We start from the raw sequence: 14395 nt of genomic DNA, 5'->3' as shown, positions 1-14395 counted from the left end.
GTTTCCTTCAGGTGTGGTTAGCCCAGGCGCGCCGTGCAGATGGCGCACCCAGGACAGACAGGCAGGGGAATGGGTATTACAGCTTGAGGGCTTTGGCCAGGCTGTTGGCGCGCGCATCGCGCTCGCTCAAGGGCGCCAGGCCATGGCGTTCCTCGATGAACTTCAGGATCGACACGGTTTCATACTCGGTATGGTCGATATGCCCGCCTTCGCTGAAGGGCGAGATGACCAGTGCGGGGATGCGCGTGGCCGGGCCGAATCGGTCGCCTTTCGGTGGCGCCACGTGGTCCCAGAAACCGCCGTTTTCATCGGTGGTGACGATGATGACGGTGTCCTTCCATTGCGGGCCTTCCATGATGGCGCTGATGATGGCCACGCCTTCGTCGTCGCCGGCCGCCACGCTCGATTTATCCATCCCCGGATGCATGTTCTTCTTGCCCATGGGCTTGTAGAACGAGACGGGCGGCAGCTTGCCTGCCTGGACGTCGGCGAGCATGTCGGAGCGGTCCTTCAGGTGCGTGGCGCGCTGCTGCGGGCTGTCGATGAAGCGCTTGAAGTAGGTGAACGGCTGGTGGTGATATGAGAAATCGTCGGCCTTCTTGCCCGATTTGGTCGAGGCGACGGCGATGTCGTAGCCGTCCGCATAATAGACCCAGGAGATGCCCTTGTCCGTCAGGCGGTCGCCGATGGTGGGCATGGTTTGCGGCGGCAGGAACGTCTGTTTTTTTGTCGGATCGAACAGCAGCGGGCCCTGCATGGTGTTGACGGCGTAGCCGTCCTGCGTCACTTCCGCTTCCTCGCCCTTCTTGTGGCCCGTGCCGCGCTCATCCTGGGCGACGATGGACTTGGGCGCATTCGGGAACACGGGCGTGCAGGCGCAGGTCAGCCACATGTGGTTGAGGAAGGAGCCGCCGTAGGCGGACTGGAAGAAGCGGTCGGCCAAGGTGTAGCGTTGCGCCAGCGCCCACAGTTTGAGCTTGCTGCCGTCGAAATAGCCCATGGGCAGGGCACCCGTATTGCCCTCGACGACGAAGCGGTCATTCTTGCCGTCGTTGATCTGGCGCTTGTGCGTCCAGAACGCGTGGACGGGACTGGCCGTCTTGTCGCCCAGCGAGACGCTCGGCTCCATGCGGAAGGGCGCGTTGGCGATGTCGGCCTTGAAGCGCTGGTCCAGGCCGCCCTTGTCGAGTGCCACGGCGGGCAGCATGGCATAGGGCTTGCCATCGGGGGCGGTCTGCGTGGTGGTGTCGGGCGCGTGGCCATTGGCGATGCCGTCGGCACCGGGGAAGGTGCCGAACAGGTGGTCGAAGCTGCGGTTTTCCATGTACACGACGACGATCTGGCCGATCTTCGCCAGCTTCGGATCGGCGGCGACTGCGGCGGCCATATTGTGCTGCGTGCCGACTGGGGTGGTGCAGGCCGCCAGACCGATGGCCCCGGCGCCGAACAGGGCGATTCTTAGAACGTGGTTCAACATAACAGTCTCCTTGATGGCGCCTCCGTGGATGGGGCGCTTTTTTAGTGGTATGGCCAGAACTGGCCTGTTTGAAGAAATTGCACACGTGTGCAGCACGCGTGTGCAAACAGTAACCCGGATTTTTTTTGATGTCAACAAGTACAGGCGGGGGACGAAAAAGTGTGGAAAACGGGGAACGGCGGGCCGTGGCGGGCGGGTAGACGGCGTTGCGCCATCTGCCGCATTGAATGGCTTAGCGCGTCGTGCCGCGCCGCACCAGGGTGACGGGCACTTCCTTCAATCGGCCCGGCATGGCAAATTTTTCCATGCGCTCGACCAGGCTCTTGACGGCGCGGCGCGCCAGTTCGCCCGCGTCCTGGCGGATGGTGGTCAGCTGGTAGGCGTCCAGCGCGGCCATGGGAATGTCGTCGAAGCCGATCACCTGCAGTTGTGCGGGCACGTCGATGCCATACTTGCTGCGCGCCGCGTCGATGAAGCCGCAGGCGATCAGGTCGGTGGCGCAAAAGACGCCGTCAGGCAGCTTGCCCGAGGCGAGCAGGGCGTCGGCCGCTTCCTGGCCCGCCTGGTAGCCGATGGCGTCGGCCAGGTATTCGCCGGCCGTGCAGCGCTTCTTCGCCACGGCCGGCGCCAGGTGGTCGAGGAAGGCCTGGCCGCGCGCGATGCCGCTGAAACTGCTGGCGCGCGTGTTGATGAAGGCCAGCCGTTTGGCGCCGCTGTCGAGCAGGGTGCTGGCCGCCAGTTCGCCGCCGTGGCGGTTGTCACTGTTGACCACGTCCACGCCTTTCAGGTCGCGCGCGCGGTTGATCATGGCCACCGGCACTTGCCGCTGCAGGTATTCCGTGGCGACGGCGGACGGCGGCGAGCCGGACGTCATGATGACGCCGGAAATCTTGTAGCTGAGGAGGATGCGCAGCAATTCGCTGAGGCGCTCGGGGTCTTCCGCATTCATCAGCAGCGGCACCAGCGCATGTTCGCTCAGGCTGCGCGTGACTTCGCCCAGCAGGGCCACGCGGAACGGGTCCGTGAAGCCCGTGATGACGACGCCCACCAGGTTGCTTTGTCCCTGGTTCATGCTGCGCGCCAGGATGTTGACCTGGTAGCCCAGCGATTGTGCGGCTTCCATCACGCGGGCCCGCGTTTCGGGCGCCACGCTGGCGCCGGGCGTGAACGTGCGCGAGACGGCGGAGCGGGAGACGCCGGCCCGTTTGGCGACGTCCACCGAAGTGACCCAAGACTTGTCTTTTTGTTCCATTGACGGTGTAGATGAATGAGAGGCCGATGCACGATGCGGTGCGGCGCAATGCCGCGCCATCATCTTAGCCGAAAATCCCGGCCGCGGCGCAAACTGAATGCCAGTCCAGCGCCATGGCCAGCGTGCCGGTGCTCAGCCTCTCGATCGTCTTACCACTTCGGCGTGTACTTCAGGGTGAACTGCACGTTGCGCGGGTCGCCATAGTAGTTATTCGACCCGGTGGTGTTGTAGGCCGGGATGATGTAGCGCTTGTCGAAGACGTTGTTGACGTTCAGCGACAGGGCCACTTGCGGCGTGGCTTGCCAGGCCATGCGTGCATTCCAGATCGATACGCCGGCAACCTTGAAGGTGCTATTGGTATCGAGCGTATGGCTTTGCGTGTTGACGCCGGCGCCCACGCTGAATTTGTCCCAGGCGCCGGGCAGCGTGTAGCTGGACCACACGCGCAGCATGTGCTTGGGCGTCCAGGTGGAAAAGACCTTGCCCTGCTCGTCCGGGTCGTTCAGATAGGTCGTCGTCGTATAGGCGTAGCCGGCCGACAGCTGCAAGCCGCGCGCCACTTCGCCCGACACTTCCGCTTCCAGGCCCTGGCTGCGCACCTTGCCCGAGGCGCGCGAGCAGTACCCGTTGGGGCACACCATGCCCGCAGCATAGTCGGTGACGGCACGGTTCTTGTGGTCGTAGCGGAACACAGCCAGCGAGGTGTTGAGCTTGCCATCCATCAGCTCCCCCTTGATGCCCGCCTCGTAGTTGCTGCCCGTGATGGGCTTGAGGACCTTGTCTTGCGCATCGCGGACGCTTTGCGGCGTGAAGATGTCGGCATAGCTGGCGTAGGCCGACCATTGCTGATCGAGCGCGTAGATCAGTGCCGCCGATGGCGTGAACTTGGCGGTGGCGTTGAGCTGTTCTTCAGGACCTTTGGGCGTCGCATACACGAAGTCGTACCAGCTGAAGCGTCCACCCAGCACGGCTTTCAGCTGGCTGGTCAGCTGGCCGTTCCAGCTGCCATACAGGCCTTTCTGGCGTATTTCATAGGTGCTAACGGGACGCACGCCCTTCGGGCGCGCGGCGATGCTGTCGAGGTCTTGCCATGGGCGGTTGTGCCTGATGTTGAAGACGTCCGCACCAGATTCCCAGACGCGGGCGTAGACGTCGTCCGACGCCATCGTGACATAGCTGGCGCCCACGAGGACTTCCTGCGCGATGCCCAGGCCGTCGAATTTGCCGCGCACGTAGGTATCGATGCCGCGCTTGCGGTTGTCGAAATCCATGCCAAAGTCGGCATAGCTCGCGCCGCTGCCGTCGGGATTGATGGGCAAGGCCACGCGCTGGTGCACGGAGCCGGTGTTTTCCTTCATGTTCACGGCGGATGCCTTCAGGCTCCACTGGCTGTTGAAATGGTGTTCCAGATCGAGATACACGTTGGTTTGTTTGGCCTCGCTGCGGTTCCAGTCGGCGCCCGTGAAGGTGGAGCGGGGCAGGTTCAGCGCGCTGCCGTCCGCGTAGCGGGGCAGGCCGATAAAGGTGGGACGGCCGTGGTCGTTGACGTTGCTGATGGCCAGGCCCAGGGTGGTGGCCGGTCCCAGGTCGTAGTCGAGCGCCGCGTACAGGGTGCGGTTCTGGCTCCATACCTGGTCGACGAAGGAATGGGTATCGTCTTCATCGACGATGGCGCGTCCGCGCAGGCTGCCGTCCGCATTCAGGGGCATGCTGACGTCGAGCTGGGCGCCGTAATGGTCCCACGAGCCGGCGCGCGCCGTCATGCTGACACTGCGCTCGGCGGTCGGGCGCTTGCGCACCAGGCTGACGGAGCCGCCGGGACTGCCCGTGCCGACCAGCATGCCCGAGGCGCCGCGCAGCACTTCCAGGCGGTCGTAGATGACCATGTTTTCCTGGCCCCAGTTGCCCAGCGCATAGGTGTTGCGGTCGATGGGCACGCCATCGTACTGCCATTGGTCGATCTGGAAGCCGCGCGCCGTGATCACCACGCCCGGTCCCACGCCATGCACGCCTACCACGCCGGTGACGTTGTTGACGGCTTCGCGCAAGTCCGTGATGCCCTGGTCGTCCAGGCGCTGGCGCGTCAGCACGCTCACGGATTGGGGGATGTCCTTCATCGATTGCTCGCCCTTGCCGATGGTGAGCTTGCGCGCCGTGTAGGAGCCGCTGCCTTCCGTGGTGGCGCCTTGCTCGGCCTGGCCAACGATGGTAATCGAGGGCATGGTGCGTTCGGCCGCTGAAGCAGCGCTGATCGCCGCCGTGGGCGGGGACGCCGGCGCGGCCACCAGCACATAGCCGGTCGGCGTCTTGCCGATGGCGTAGCCGCTGCCGCGCAGCAGCACGGCGAAACCGTCATTGATGGCGTAGCTGCCTTGCAAGCCTGCACTGGTCAAGCCCTGCACCCGGGATGCATCGATGACGATGGACACGCCCGCCTGCTGCGCATAGCGGTTCAGGGCGCCGGCCAGCGGGCCGGCGGGGATGGCGTAGCTGGCGACAGCCGGGGCGGTCTGGGCGACTGCCTGGGCGTGCAGGCCGGCGCTTGCCAGCAGCATGGCCGCCAGGGCGAGCGGGCGCAGACGCGTGCGCAGGGTGTTCGGGGAGGAAACGGCAACGACTTGAGCGTACATGGGGACAGCCTTTTTTGAATGATCTCAGCTGCCTTGACGCACGAGATGCGCAAAGTGGAACCGCGAACGCACAATTTCTTATTTATTTTTTGCGGGGCCGCTGGCGGGGACATCGACCATCACCAGGTAGCGCGTCAGCATGCGGATGCGCAGTTGCGGGAAATTGTCGATCAACAGCTGCAGCGCCTTGTCCGTGTCGTCCAGCGGCAGCACGGCGGCCACACGGATGTCGGCGATCTGCGCGCGGTCGTAATGCAGCTGGCCGGGACGGTGGCGCGCCAGCTCGTCGAGCACCTCGGCCAGCGGCAGGTCGTCGACCACCAACTGGTGCGCGCGCCACGCTTCCTGCACGCTGGCCGCATCGATGGCCGTGATCGGCCCCACTCCATCGTCCGTGATGCGCGTGCGTTGGCCCGCCTGCACCACGACGGCCGGATGTTGCGGCACTTGCGCCAGCACTTTGGACTCCAGCATGCTCAAGATGGTGGCGCCGTCTTCCCTGCGCACGCTGAAACGCGTGCCCAGGGCGCGGATCGCCGCCTGTCGGCTGTCGACGATGAAGGGGCGCTGCGCATCCTTGGCCACGTCGACGAGAATGTCGCCCTGCACCAGTTCCACATGCCGTTCGCCCGCATTGAAGTGCACGTTGACGGCGCTGTTGCCGGCCAGGGTGATCCGGCTGCCATCGGCCAGGGTGTACGTGGACCATTGTCCCGTGGGGCTGCGCAGGTCGGCCAGCAGGTAGGCGGGGCGTTCGCTGAAGGCCAGCGCCCCGGTCAGCGTCAACACGGCCACGGCGCTGGCCGCGGCCAGCTGGCGCAGACGCTGGCGGGGCTTGGGTGCGATGGCGGCCAGGGCGGCGCGCGCGGGGCGATGGTCGCCGCCGGCCGGCTCGCGCACGGCGTTCAATTGACGCAGCAGGTTTTCCATGCCGGCGGCCGCCGTCGCGTGCAGCGGGTCGGCGGCCTTCCATGCGGCGAAGCCGGCCTGCGCGGTGTCGCGTTCGGCCGGGTCGTCGGCGCTCAGGCGCACGATCCACCGTGCGGCCTGTTCGGCGGCGATATCCGTGCGTGGGCTATTCATGCCGCCAGGGCCGGGCAGGCGTGGCGGCAGGCCAACAAGGCTTGCACCAGGTATTTTTGCACCATGCGCGTGGAGACGTTCAGTTGTGCGGCAACGGCGGCCTGCGGCTGTTCTTCCAGGTAGTGCAGCAAAAAGGCGTCGCGCGCCTTGGCGGACAAGCCGGCCAGCGCCGTGGCGATCTGCTCGAGCGCCTGCACGGCCATCAGGACTTCATCCGGCGAGGGCGCGCCGGGCAGGCTGTCGGCCAGCAGGGCCAGTTCCGCCAGGTAGCTGCGCTCGAGTATCTGGCGGCGCGCGCGGTCGAGCAGCAAGCGCTTTGCCGTCGTCGACAGGTAGGCGCGCGGCTCGCGCATGCCGAACAGCGCGTCGCGCGAGGCGATGATGCGCACAAATGTATCTTGCGCCACGTCGGCCGCGCCATGCGGGCAACTGAGTTTTTTGCGCAGCCAGCCGACCAGCCAGCCGTGATGCTCGCTGTAGAGCGACTGCACTTGCTGCTGCAGGCTGGGCTGGATGGCGGACATGGGCGATGAATAATATAAATGAGAATTATTCTCATTGTAAGCGCCAGCGGCGGATTGCCACAATCCCCGATTGCATGTGGATGGGGCTGGTGTTGCGTACAGGCCGCACGCGAGGCGGCGCCGGAAATGAAAAAACCCGCCGCTGCACGGGGCAGAGGCGGGTTCTTCAATACTACAAATTCTTGGTGGTGATAGGTGGACTTGAACCACCGACCCCAGCATTATGAATGCTGTGCTCTAACCAACTGAGCTATATCACCAAACAGACCGGTCAAACCGGATGCTCGTTTTGACCAGGGGAAACCTGATCGATGTTCTTTGGTGGTGATAGGTGGACTTGAACCACCGACCCCAGCATTATGAATGCTGTGCTCTAACCAACTGAGCTATATCACCCAACAGCCGAGCATTATCCAGTCTTCCCTTTTTCTTGTCAATGGTGGCGCAAAAAAATGTGCGTTTTTTTCACGCGCCGGCGCTGGCGTGATTATTTTTGTAACGCCGTCAGCAAGGGCTGGATTTGCGCCAGCATGGCCGCGGCCGGATCGGGTCCCAGGCAATCGATGACGAGGCGTTCCGGCATGGAGCGCAGCCACGTCAGCTGACGCTTGGCCAGCTGGCGCGTGGCGATGATGCCCGTCTCGCGCAAGGCGGCGCGGTCGATGCGGCCGTCCAGGTAATCCCAGGCCTGGCGGTAGCCCACGCAGCGCATCGAGGGCAAGCCCGGATGCAGGTCGCCGCGGCGGCGCAGCTGCTCCACTTCATCGAGCAGGGCGTCGTTTTTCAGCATGAGGTCGAAGCGCGTGGCGATGCGCGCGTGCAGCACGGCGCGGTCCGACGGTTCCAGCGCGAACGACTGCAATTGAAATGGCAGCACGGTTTTTTCGCGCCGGTCCAGCAGGGCCGACATGGGCTGGCCGGACAGGGCGATGATTTCCAGCGCGCGGCCGATGCGCTGCGCGTCCTGCGGCGCCAGGCGCGCGGCCGTGACGGGGTCCTGCTGCGCCAGGCGCGCATGCATGGCGGGCCAGCCGATGGCGGCCGCGTCCTCTTCCAGCTGGGCGCGCAAGGCAGGATCGGCGCCGGGCAAGTCGTCGAGGCCATCGGCCAGGCCCTTGAAGTACAACATGGTGCCGCCGACGAGCAGCGGCAGCTTGCCGCGCGCCGTGATCTCGGCCACCAGGCGCAGGGTATCGTTGCGGAACTGCGCCACGGAGTACGCGTCGAGCGGGTCGATGATGTCGATCAAATGATGCGGTACCTGGGCCAGTTCTTCCTTCGACGGCTTGGCCGTGCCGATATCCATGCCCCGGTAGACGAGGGCGGAATCGACGGAGATGATCTCGGACGGGATGGCTTGCGCGATGGCCAGCGCACTGGCCGTCTTGCCGCTGGCCGTGGGGCCCATGATGGCGACGGCCAGGGGGAGGTGTGGGGTGTTTTTCATGATACTTTTTGATGTACTTGCGATGGGAACCCCAAGGCAAAGGCTAGGGTCTGACCCCAGAATATTATTGGCCGCGCAGGAACAGTTTATCGAGCGCGTTGATCTCGACCTGCACCCACGTCGGCCGGCCATGGTTGCACTGGTCTGCGCGTTCCGTGCTTTCCATCTGGCGCAGCAGGGCATTCATTTCCTGTACCGATAAAATCCGGTTGGCGCGCACGGCCGTGTGGCAGGCCAGGGTGCCCAGCAATTCGTTCTGGCGCTCGATCAGCACGCGCGAGCCGCCGTATTCGCGCACGTCGCGCAGCACGTCGCGCGCCAGCGTTTGCGCATCGGCGTTTTTCAGCAACGTCGGCACGGAGCGCACGGCCAGGGTGGTGGGCGACAGGGCGGCGATGTCGAAGCCCAGCGCCTTCAAGGTGTCCTGGTTTTCATTCGCCGTCGACACTTCGATGGCGTCCGCATAAAACGTCACGGGGATCAGCAAGGATTGCACCTGCATGTCCTGGCCCGAGACTTGCGCCTGCAGCGCGTTTTTCAGCTGTTCATAGAGGATGCGCTCGTGCGCGGCGTGCATGTCGACCAGCACCAGGCCCTTGGTATTTTGCGCCAATATATAAATGCCGTGCAGCTGGGCCAGGGCAAAACCCAGCGGATATTCTTCGCGCGCCATCGCTTCGGGCGAGGCGATGTAGGGCTCCGCCTGCGTGATGGGAGAACTGGCAGCGCCGCCGCCGAACAGGGCGCCGTAGGCCGCCGTGTCCTGGGCTACGCCTGGTGCGTCGGCAAAAAAGGGGCGGGCCGCGCCGGGCGAGGCGGGCGCGAAGGTATTCGTAAATTGCGCGCCGAACGACGTTTGCGTCTGTTCGCGGCGCCAGATGCCAGGTCCACCCAAACCTGCGCCCGCGGTATCACCGCCGAGGCTGGAGGCGGCCGGCAGGGGCGCCGGCACGCTGCCGAAGGCCGTGGCCGACGTTTGCGCCAGCGCGCGCTGCACGGCGTGGAAAACGAATTGGTGCACGGAGCGGCTGTCGCGGAAACGCACTTCGATCTTCGACGGGTGCACGTTGACGTCGACCAGCGCCGGGTCGAGGTCGAGCGCCAGCACGTAGGAGGGAAAACGGTCGCCATGCAGCACGTCCTGGTAGGCCATGCGCACGGCGTGCACCAGCAGCTTGTCGCGCACGAAGCGCCCGTTGACATAAAAGAACTGGCCGTCGGCGCGCGCCTTGGATGCCGTCGGCAAGCCGGCAAAGCCGTGAATGCGCAAGGTGCCGGCCGATTCGTCCAGCGCCAGGCGGGCTTCGGCGAAGTCATTGCCCAGGATGTGGGCGCTGCGCTTGGCCAGTTCGCTGATATTCCACTGGTCGATGGTGCGGCCATTGTGCGACAGCGAGAACGATACGTCCGGCCGCGCCAGGGCGATGCGGCGCACGACTTCGGCGCAGTGGCCATACTCCGTCTGTTCCGATTTGAGGAATTTGCGCCGCGCGGGCGTGTTGAAATACAGGTCTTGCACGTCTACCGTGGTGCCGTGCGCGCCTGACGACGGCGAGACGCTGCCATTGTGCGAGCCGACGATTTCCCACGCGTGGGCCGCGTCGGCCGTGCGTGACGTCACGGTGACGGCGGCCACCGAGGCGATCGAGGCCAGCGCCTCGCCGCGAAAGCCCAGGGTACCCACGTTTTCCAGGTCGTGCAGGGACGCGATCTTCGACGTGGCGTGGCGTGCCAAGGCCAGCGGCAGCTGATCTTTATCAATGCCGCGCCCGTTATCGGTAATCGCGATGCGTTTCACGCCCCCTTCTTCCAGCCGCACCGTGATCTGCGTGGCGCCCGAGTCGAGCGCGTTTTCCAGCAACTCCTTGACGACAGCGGATGGCCGTTCGACCACCTCGCCGGCGGCGATTTGCGAAATCAACTGGTCAGGCAGGGCCTGGATCGGGCGGTGGGGCGTGATGGGAGCGTTCATCCCCTGATTATAACGGGTTGCGAATTGCCGGGCACCGGCTACTTCGCCACCTCCCGCACCGGTATCGGCGCATTGCACACGTCGACATGGCCGGCCGTGACCTTGCTCCACGGGCCGCCGCGGTGGCGCTGGGCTTCCAGCACGGCCTGGTAGGCGGCGCTGTCGGTGCGCATCACTTCCAGGTTGCTGCGCTGCGCCAAAGGCACGCTGGCAGCCAGGCGGATGGCCTTGATCGGCACGTTTTTCTCGGGGCTGTCATAAAAGCCCATGGGGCCCGTGCCGCGGGGCAGGGTGGACAGCAATGGCATGCCGGAGACGACTCTGCCGACGACGGTGATGTCGCGGTCCAGGTGGCGCGGCGACTGGCCGATGACGGCGTACAGCTCCGTGCCGCCGCCGCTGTCGCTGGCGCTGTCGCGCCCCACGCCCACGGTGGCATAGCAGTGCGTGAGCCAGGCCGTGCCGGTTTTCGGATCGCGCGCGGACGGGAAACCGTTCGAATGGCCGACTTGCGGCGCATAGCCGTCGACGTCCGGCAGGCGCGTGAAGCTCTTGACGTTTGTCAAAGGTACCGTAAATTCGCCGGGCAGGGTGCGCTGGGCATGCTGGATCGGTTTTGGATTTTTCTCGTTCGGATCGCCCCACTGCGCCACCCAGTTGTCCTGCGCGCGCGTGATGGCCAGGCCGTCGTAATACTGCTCGGCCACCAGGGCCTTGATGTTGGCCACGTGTTTCGGCGCGAAGTCCGGCGCCAGTTCGATCACCACGCGGCCGGCGGGAATGTCCAGGTACAGGGTGTTGTCCGGGTCCAGCGCACGCCAGTCGGACGGCTTCGAAGCCTTGATCACGTCGGCCAAGGTCGCCTTGGCGGGCAGTTCGGCGGGCGCCTTGATCTGGACGGGCGCCGCGTGGGCAGTCAGATGTGCAAGGCCCAGTACGGTGGCCATGGTCAGGCCGCTCAGTGGGTGTCGATACATGTTTTCTCCTGGTCGGCGCGGGTTGCGCCGTGCAGAAAGTGTATACCGGAATGCCAATATTTCGTTGGAAAAACATTGCATATGGCAATCCTGGCAGTTGCCTGCCGATAAGGCGTTTCCTTAACCTTTACTTAAAATGCCACGCCGCCAAGGGCGCTGCCGAATTAATCACGAAATATCGGCCTGGGGACTGCCGTTGCGCTGGCTGGGTGGTGTATGATTCCGCCGCTACCTTTAGGGAAAAATATATGGATTTTGTGCAATTCCTCGACATGATCGTGCATGTCGACAAGACGCTGGGTCTCTTGATCGAGCAGTACGGTACCCTCGTGTATGCGGTGCTGTTTGCCATTATTTTTTGCGAGACAGGCCTCGTGGTGCTGTTTTTCTTCCCTGGGGATACCTTATTGTTTATCGCCGGCGCGTTTTGCGCGACGGGACAGATGCACCTGGGCTTGCTGATAGCCTTGCTGGTGACGGCCGCCGTCACGGGCAACACGCTCAATTACTGGATAGGCGAGGCCATCGGGCAAAGGGTGTTTACCCACGATTACCGCTGGATCAACAAGGATGCCATGCGCCGCACGCATGAATTCTTTGAAAAGCACGGCGGCAAGACCATCATCCTGGCCCGTTTCGTACCGGTGGTGCGCACCTTCGCGCCGTTCGTGGCTGGCATTTCCGACATGACGCATGCGCGCTTCCAGATGTACAACGTGACGGGCGCCCTGTTGTGGGTGGTCGGTCTGGTGACGGCCGGTTACTTCTTCGGCAATATCCCATGGATCCGCGACCACCTGACCTTGATCGTGCTGATCGGAGTCGGCGCCGCCGTCGTGCCGGTGGTGCTGGGCGGTATGTGGAAACTCTACAAGCGCATGGTCGGCAAGTCGGCGTAAGGCCGCATGGATCCGGGGCCAGCGCGCTGCGGCACAGCCCGCAGCCGGCCCCGGATCCCGTTTTTCTCTGTCTTGTTTCTGTTTTACTCCCGCCCTGATTCAAGTTTTGTTGCTTTCCAGCCGTAAACCAGAGGGTATTCTCACTTTCTGGATTTCCATGCGACATTTGAGCGCCCTGTTAGCTTGCAGCCTTGCCGCGATGGCGGCCATGGCAAGCGCCAAAGATGCCCCCGCTTCGGCGAGCGCCGCTGCATCCGCGCCCATGTCGGCGTCGGCGCGTGCGGCCGCCATGAAAACCCTGACCGAATCGGTGAAGGGCAAGGAGGCCAAGGCGTCTGTCGTCGTCGCGCCGACGGCGCGCGAGAAGGAAGAAGCGGCCGAAGTCGACCTGTCCGAACGCATCGCGGCGCGCCTGGCGGAAATGCGCGCCACCCAGGCGGCCCGCGCCGCCGCCCGCGCCAAGCGCGCCGCCGTGGTGAAGGCCGCGCCGCCGCCACCGCCACCCGTGCCGCGCGGCACGCACTGGTCGTACGAGGGCGACAGCGGCCCGTCCAACTGGAGCAAGATCAATGTCGACTGGGCCAAGTGCGGCAATGGCAGCCGCCAGTCGCCGATCGATATCCGCGATGGCATGAAGGTGGAGCTTGAGCAGATCAGCTTTGACTACCACCCGTCGTCGTTCAATGTGGTCGACAATGGCCACACGGTGCAGGTGGGCGTCAGCGGCGGCAATTACATCACGGTGCAGAACCGCATGTTCGAGCTGCAGCAATTCCATTTCCATCGTCCGTCCGAAGAGCGCATCAATGGCAAGGCATTCGAGATGGTGGTGCATCTGGTGCACCGCGATGCGGAAGGCCGGCAAGCCGTGCTGGCGCTGCTGCTGGAGCGGGGAGCGCCGCAGGCGACCATCCAGACCGTGTGGAACAATCTGCCGCTGGAAAAATTCGAGACCATGCAGCCGACCATCCTGCTCGACCCGGCCGAGATGCTGCCGACGCGGCGCGATTACTACACCTACATGGGATCGATGACGGAGCCGCCTTGCAGCGAAGGCGTGCTGTGGATGGTGATGAAGCAGCCGGTGCAGGCTTCGCCGGCGCAGATGGCGCTGTTCAGCCGTCTGTATCCCTTGAATGCGCGCCCGATCCAGCCTGCCAACGGCCGCATCATCAAGGAGTCGAATTAAGAGCGCCTGAGAAAAGCCCATGGCGTTGTTACCCCGCCTCGTCGTACATGCGTACTGCCTTCGGCGAGGCGCCTAGCCCTGGACTTGTTCAGTCGCTCTTATGTAAATTCAAGGCGCTGGCGGCCGGTCCATTCGGCGCCGGCAGCCAGCAGGTCGGGCTGGATCAGGGCCGGCTCGATGCAGAGGAAGCGCTGGTACTCGTCGTCGTCCAGGTCGGACAGGGCGGCCGCGTCTTGCGCGCCCGGGTTCCACACGACGGCATCCGTAAAGCCCTGCTGTTCCAGGCGCAGGGTATGGCTGCCGGATTGCAGGCTCAAGGCGCCCGGCAACTGGTAGTAGATGCGGTCCAGCTTGTCCGCGAATTGCAGCACCTCTTCCGCCTGCAAGGCGTCTTGCGGCGTCTCGTCCGAATAGCGCACGCGCTGCAAGCCGCCAATGCGCGCCTCGCTCAATTGATCAATCGCAAAATAGCTGTGCAGGGCGGCCGAGAACGGAAACGCCTGTTCGCCCGTGTTGTGCACGGACAGGTGCAGTTCCAGCGATTGCGCCTTGACGGCCACGCGCAGGCGCAGGGTGAAGGCATAAGGCCAGGCGGCGGCGATCGCTTCCGGCAAGTCAGTCTGGGTCAGGACAAATTGCGCCCAGGCTGCGCCATCGGCGTCGCCCGTCGATTCCAGCTGCCACGTCGCCACGCGCGCAAAGCCGTGGCGCATGCCCGTGCCGCGCGCGCCGAACTGGGGGAAGATCACGGGCACGCCGCCACGGATGGCGCGGCTGCCATCGAGGCTCGATGCGCGGCTGCAGAACAGGCGCTCCTGGCCATCGCTGGTCCGCCACGAGACCAGGTGGCCGCCGTACAGGGTGACGGTCGCCTGCGCGCCGTCTGCGGCGCGGATGGTCACGGCCGGCAGCAGGCCAAAAGTGCTGTTGCTCATGCTAGGCTTT

General features: G+C 64.6%; 12 protein-coding genes and 2 tRNA genes. 2 read left to right on the top strand and 12 right to left on the bottom strand.

The features are described 5' to 3' along the window. Positions 1-76 precede the first annotated feature (76 nt). The 10 genes from O3298_RS05320 to O3298_RS05275 form a co-directional block, all read right to left on the bottom strand. Positions 77-1477 carry an alkaline phosphatase family protein gene (locus O3298_RS05320; RefSeq protein WP_305058697.1) on the bottom strand — a complete coding sequence of 467 codons (1401 nt, stop codon included), beginning with the start codon at positions 1475-1477 and terminating at the stop codon, positions 77-79. A gap of 232 nt (positions 1478-1709) precedes the next feature. Next, positions 1710-2696 carry a LacI family DNA-binding transcriptional regulator gene (locus O3298_RS05315; RefSeq protein ID WP_354004636.1) on the bottom strand — a complete coding sequence of 329 codons (987 nt, stop codon included), beginning with the start codon at positions 2694-2696 and terminating at the stop codon, positions 1710-1712. A gap of 182 nt (positions 2697-2878) precedes the next feature. Continuing rightward, positions 2879-5359 (bottom strand): TonB-dependent receptor, encoded by a 2481-nt coding sequence (locus O3298_RS05310; RefSeq protein ID WP_305058696.1) that lies wholly within the window; start codon positions 5357-5359, stop codon positions 2879-2881. Positions 5360-5437: 78 nt separating this feature from the next. Next, the gene (locus O3298_RS05305; protein WP_305058695.1) at positions 5438-6442 is read right to left on the bottom strand and encodes a FecR domain-containing protein; all 1005 of its coding nucleotides are present in this window, start codon (positions 6440-6442) and stop codon (positions 5438-5440) included. Then, positions 6439-6966 (bottom strand): sigma-70 family RNA polymerase sigma factor, encoded by a 528-nt coding sequence (locus tag O3298_RS05300; protein WP_251351776.1) that lies wholly within the window; start codon positions 6964-6966, stop codon positions 6439-6441. The genes O3298_RS05305 and O3298_RS05300 overlap by 4 nt, the downstream gene beginning before the upstream one ends. A 183-nt stretch (positions 6967-7149) precedes the next feature. Continuing rightward, positions 7150-7226: transfer RNA gene (locus O3298_RS05295), tRNA-Met, on the bottom strand. 59 nt (positions 7227-7285) lie between these two features. After that, positions 7286-7362, bottom strand: a tRNA-Met gene (locus O3298_RS05290). Positions 7363-7453: 91 nt separating this feature from the next. Continuing rightward, positions 7454-8413, bottom strand: coding sequence for a tRNA (adenosine(37)-N6)-dimethylallyltransferase MiaA (gene miaA, locus O3298_RS05285; RefSeq protein WP_289898879.1), 960 nt, complete (start codon positions 8411-8413; stop codon positions 7454-7456). A 64-nt stretch (positions 8414-8477) separates the two neighbouring features. Further along, complete coding sequence (gene mutL / locus O3298_RS05280; RefSeq protein ID WP_305058694.1) at positions 8478-10385, bottom strand: DNA mismatch repair endonuclease MutL; 1908 nt, start codon at positions 10383-10385, stop codon at positions 8478-8480. A gap of 38 nt (positions 10386-10423) precedes the next feature. Continuing rightward, positions 10424-11362, bottom strand: a complete 939-nt coding sequence (locus O3298_RS05275) for a peptidylprolyl isomerase (RefSeq protein WP_099666596.1) — start codon at positions 11360-11362, stop codon at positions 10424-10426. 248 nt (positions 11363-11610) lie between these two features. On the opposite strand from O3298_RS05275, the gene O3298_RS05270 reads away from it, so the two are divergent. Beyond that, positions 11611-12261, top strand: a complete 651-nt coding sequence (locus tag O3298_RS05270) for a VTT domain-containing protein (RefSeq protein ID WP_071075583.1) — start codon at positions 11611-11613, stop codon at positions 12259-12261. Positions 12262-12360: 99 nt separating this feature from the next. Here the strand turns inward: O3298_RS05270 and O3298_RS05265 are convergent, their stop codons facing one another. After that, positions 12361-12552, bottom strand: a complete 192-nt coding sequence (locus tag O3298_RS05265) for a hypothetical protein (RefSeq protein WP_251351786.1) — start codon at positions 12550-12552, stop codon at positions 12361-12363. Between O3298_RS05265 and O3298_RS05260 the strand changes: the two genes are divergently transcribed. Beyond that, positions 12551-13450: a carbonic anhydrase gene (locus O3298_RS05260; RefSeq protein WP_369811472.1), complete on the top strand. Its 900-nt coding sequence runs from the start codon at positions 12551-12553 to the stop codon at positions 13448-13450. The genes O3298_RS05265 and O3298_RS05260 overlap by 2 nt on opposite strands. 98 nt (positions 13451-13548) lie before the next feature. Here O3298_RS05260 and O3298_RS05255 read toward each other — a convergent pair whose 3' ends face one another. Next, complete coding sequence (locus tag O3298_RS05255; RefSeq protein ID WP_305058692.1) at positions 13549-14385, bottom strand: D-hexose-6-phosphate mutarotase; 837 nt, start codon at positions 14383-14385, stop codon at positions 13549-13551. Between the last annotated feature and the right edge of the window lie 10 nt (positions 14386-14395).

The sequence above is a fragment of the Janthinobacterium sp. SUN137 genome, from assembly GCF_030587265.1.
Taxonomy (GTDB): domain Bacteria; phylum Pseudomonadota; class Gammaproteobacteria; order Burkholderiales; family Burkholderiaceae_D; genus Janthinobacterium; species Janthinobacterium kumbetense.
This window is presented reverse-complemented; position numbering and strand designations above follow the sequence as displayed.

Coding starts and splice junctions, on each gene's coding strand:
- O3298_RS05300 (WP_251351776.1), bottom strand. CDS start 6,966: ATGTCCGCCATCCAGCCCAGCCTGCAGCAGCAAGTGCAGTCGCTCTAC.
- O3298_RS05310 (WP_305058696.1), bottom strand. CDS start 5,359: ATGTACGCTCAAGTCGTTGCCGTTTCCTCCCCGAACACCCTGCGCACG.
- O3298_RS05260 (WP_369811472.1), top strand. CDS start 12,551: ATGAAAACCCTGACCGAATCGGTGAAGGGCAAGGAGGCCAAGGCGTCT.
- mutL (WP_305058694.1), bottom strand. CDS start 10,385: ATGAACGCTCCCATCACGCCCCACCGCCCGATCCAGGCCCTGCCTGAC.
- O3298_RS05305 (WP_305058695.1), bottom strand. CDS start 6,442: ATGAATAGCCCACGCACGGATATCGCCGCCGAACAGGCCGCACGGTGG.
- O3298_RS05265 (WP_251351786.1), bottom strand. CDS start 12,552: ATGGCGGCCGCACGCGCCGACGCCGACATGGGCGCGGATGCAGCGGCG.
- O3298_RS05270 (WP_071075583.1), top strand. CDS start 11,611: ATGGATTTTGTGCAATTCCTCGACATGATCGTGCATGTCGACAAGACG.
- O3298_RS05255 (WP_305058692.1), bottom strand. CDS start 14,385: ATGAGCAACAGCACTTTTGGCCTGCTGCCGGCCGTGACCATCCGCGCC.
- O3298_RS05320 (WP_305058697.1), bottom strand. CDS start 1,477: ATGTTGAACCACGTTCTAAGAATCGCCCTGTTCGGCGCCGGGGCCATC.
- miaA (WP_289898879.1), bottom strand. CDS start 8,413: ATGAAAAACACCCCACACCTCCCCCTGGCCGTCGCCATCATGGGCCCC.
- O3298_RS05275 (WP_099666596.1), bottom strand. CDS start 11,362: ATGTATCGACACCCACTGAGCGGCCTGACCATGGCCACCGTACTGGGC.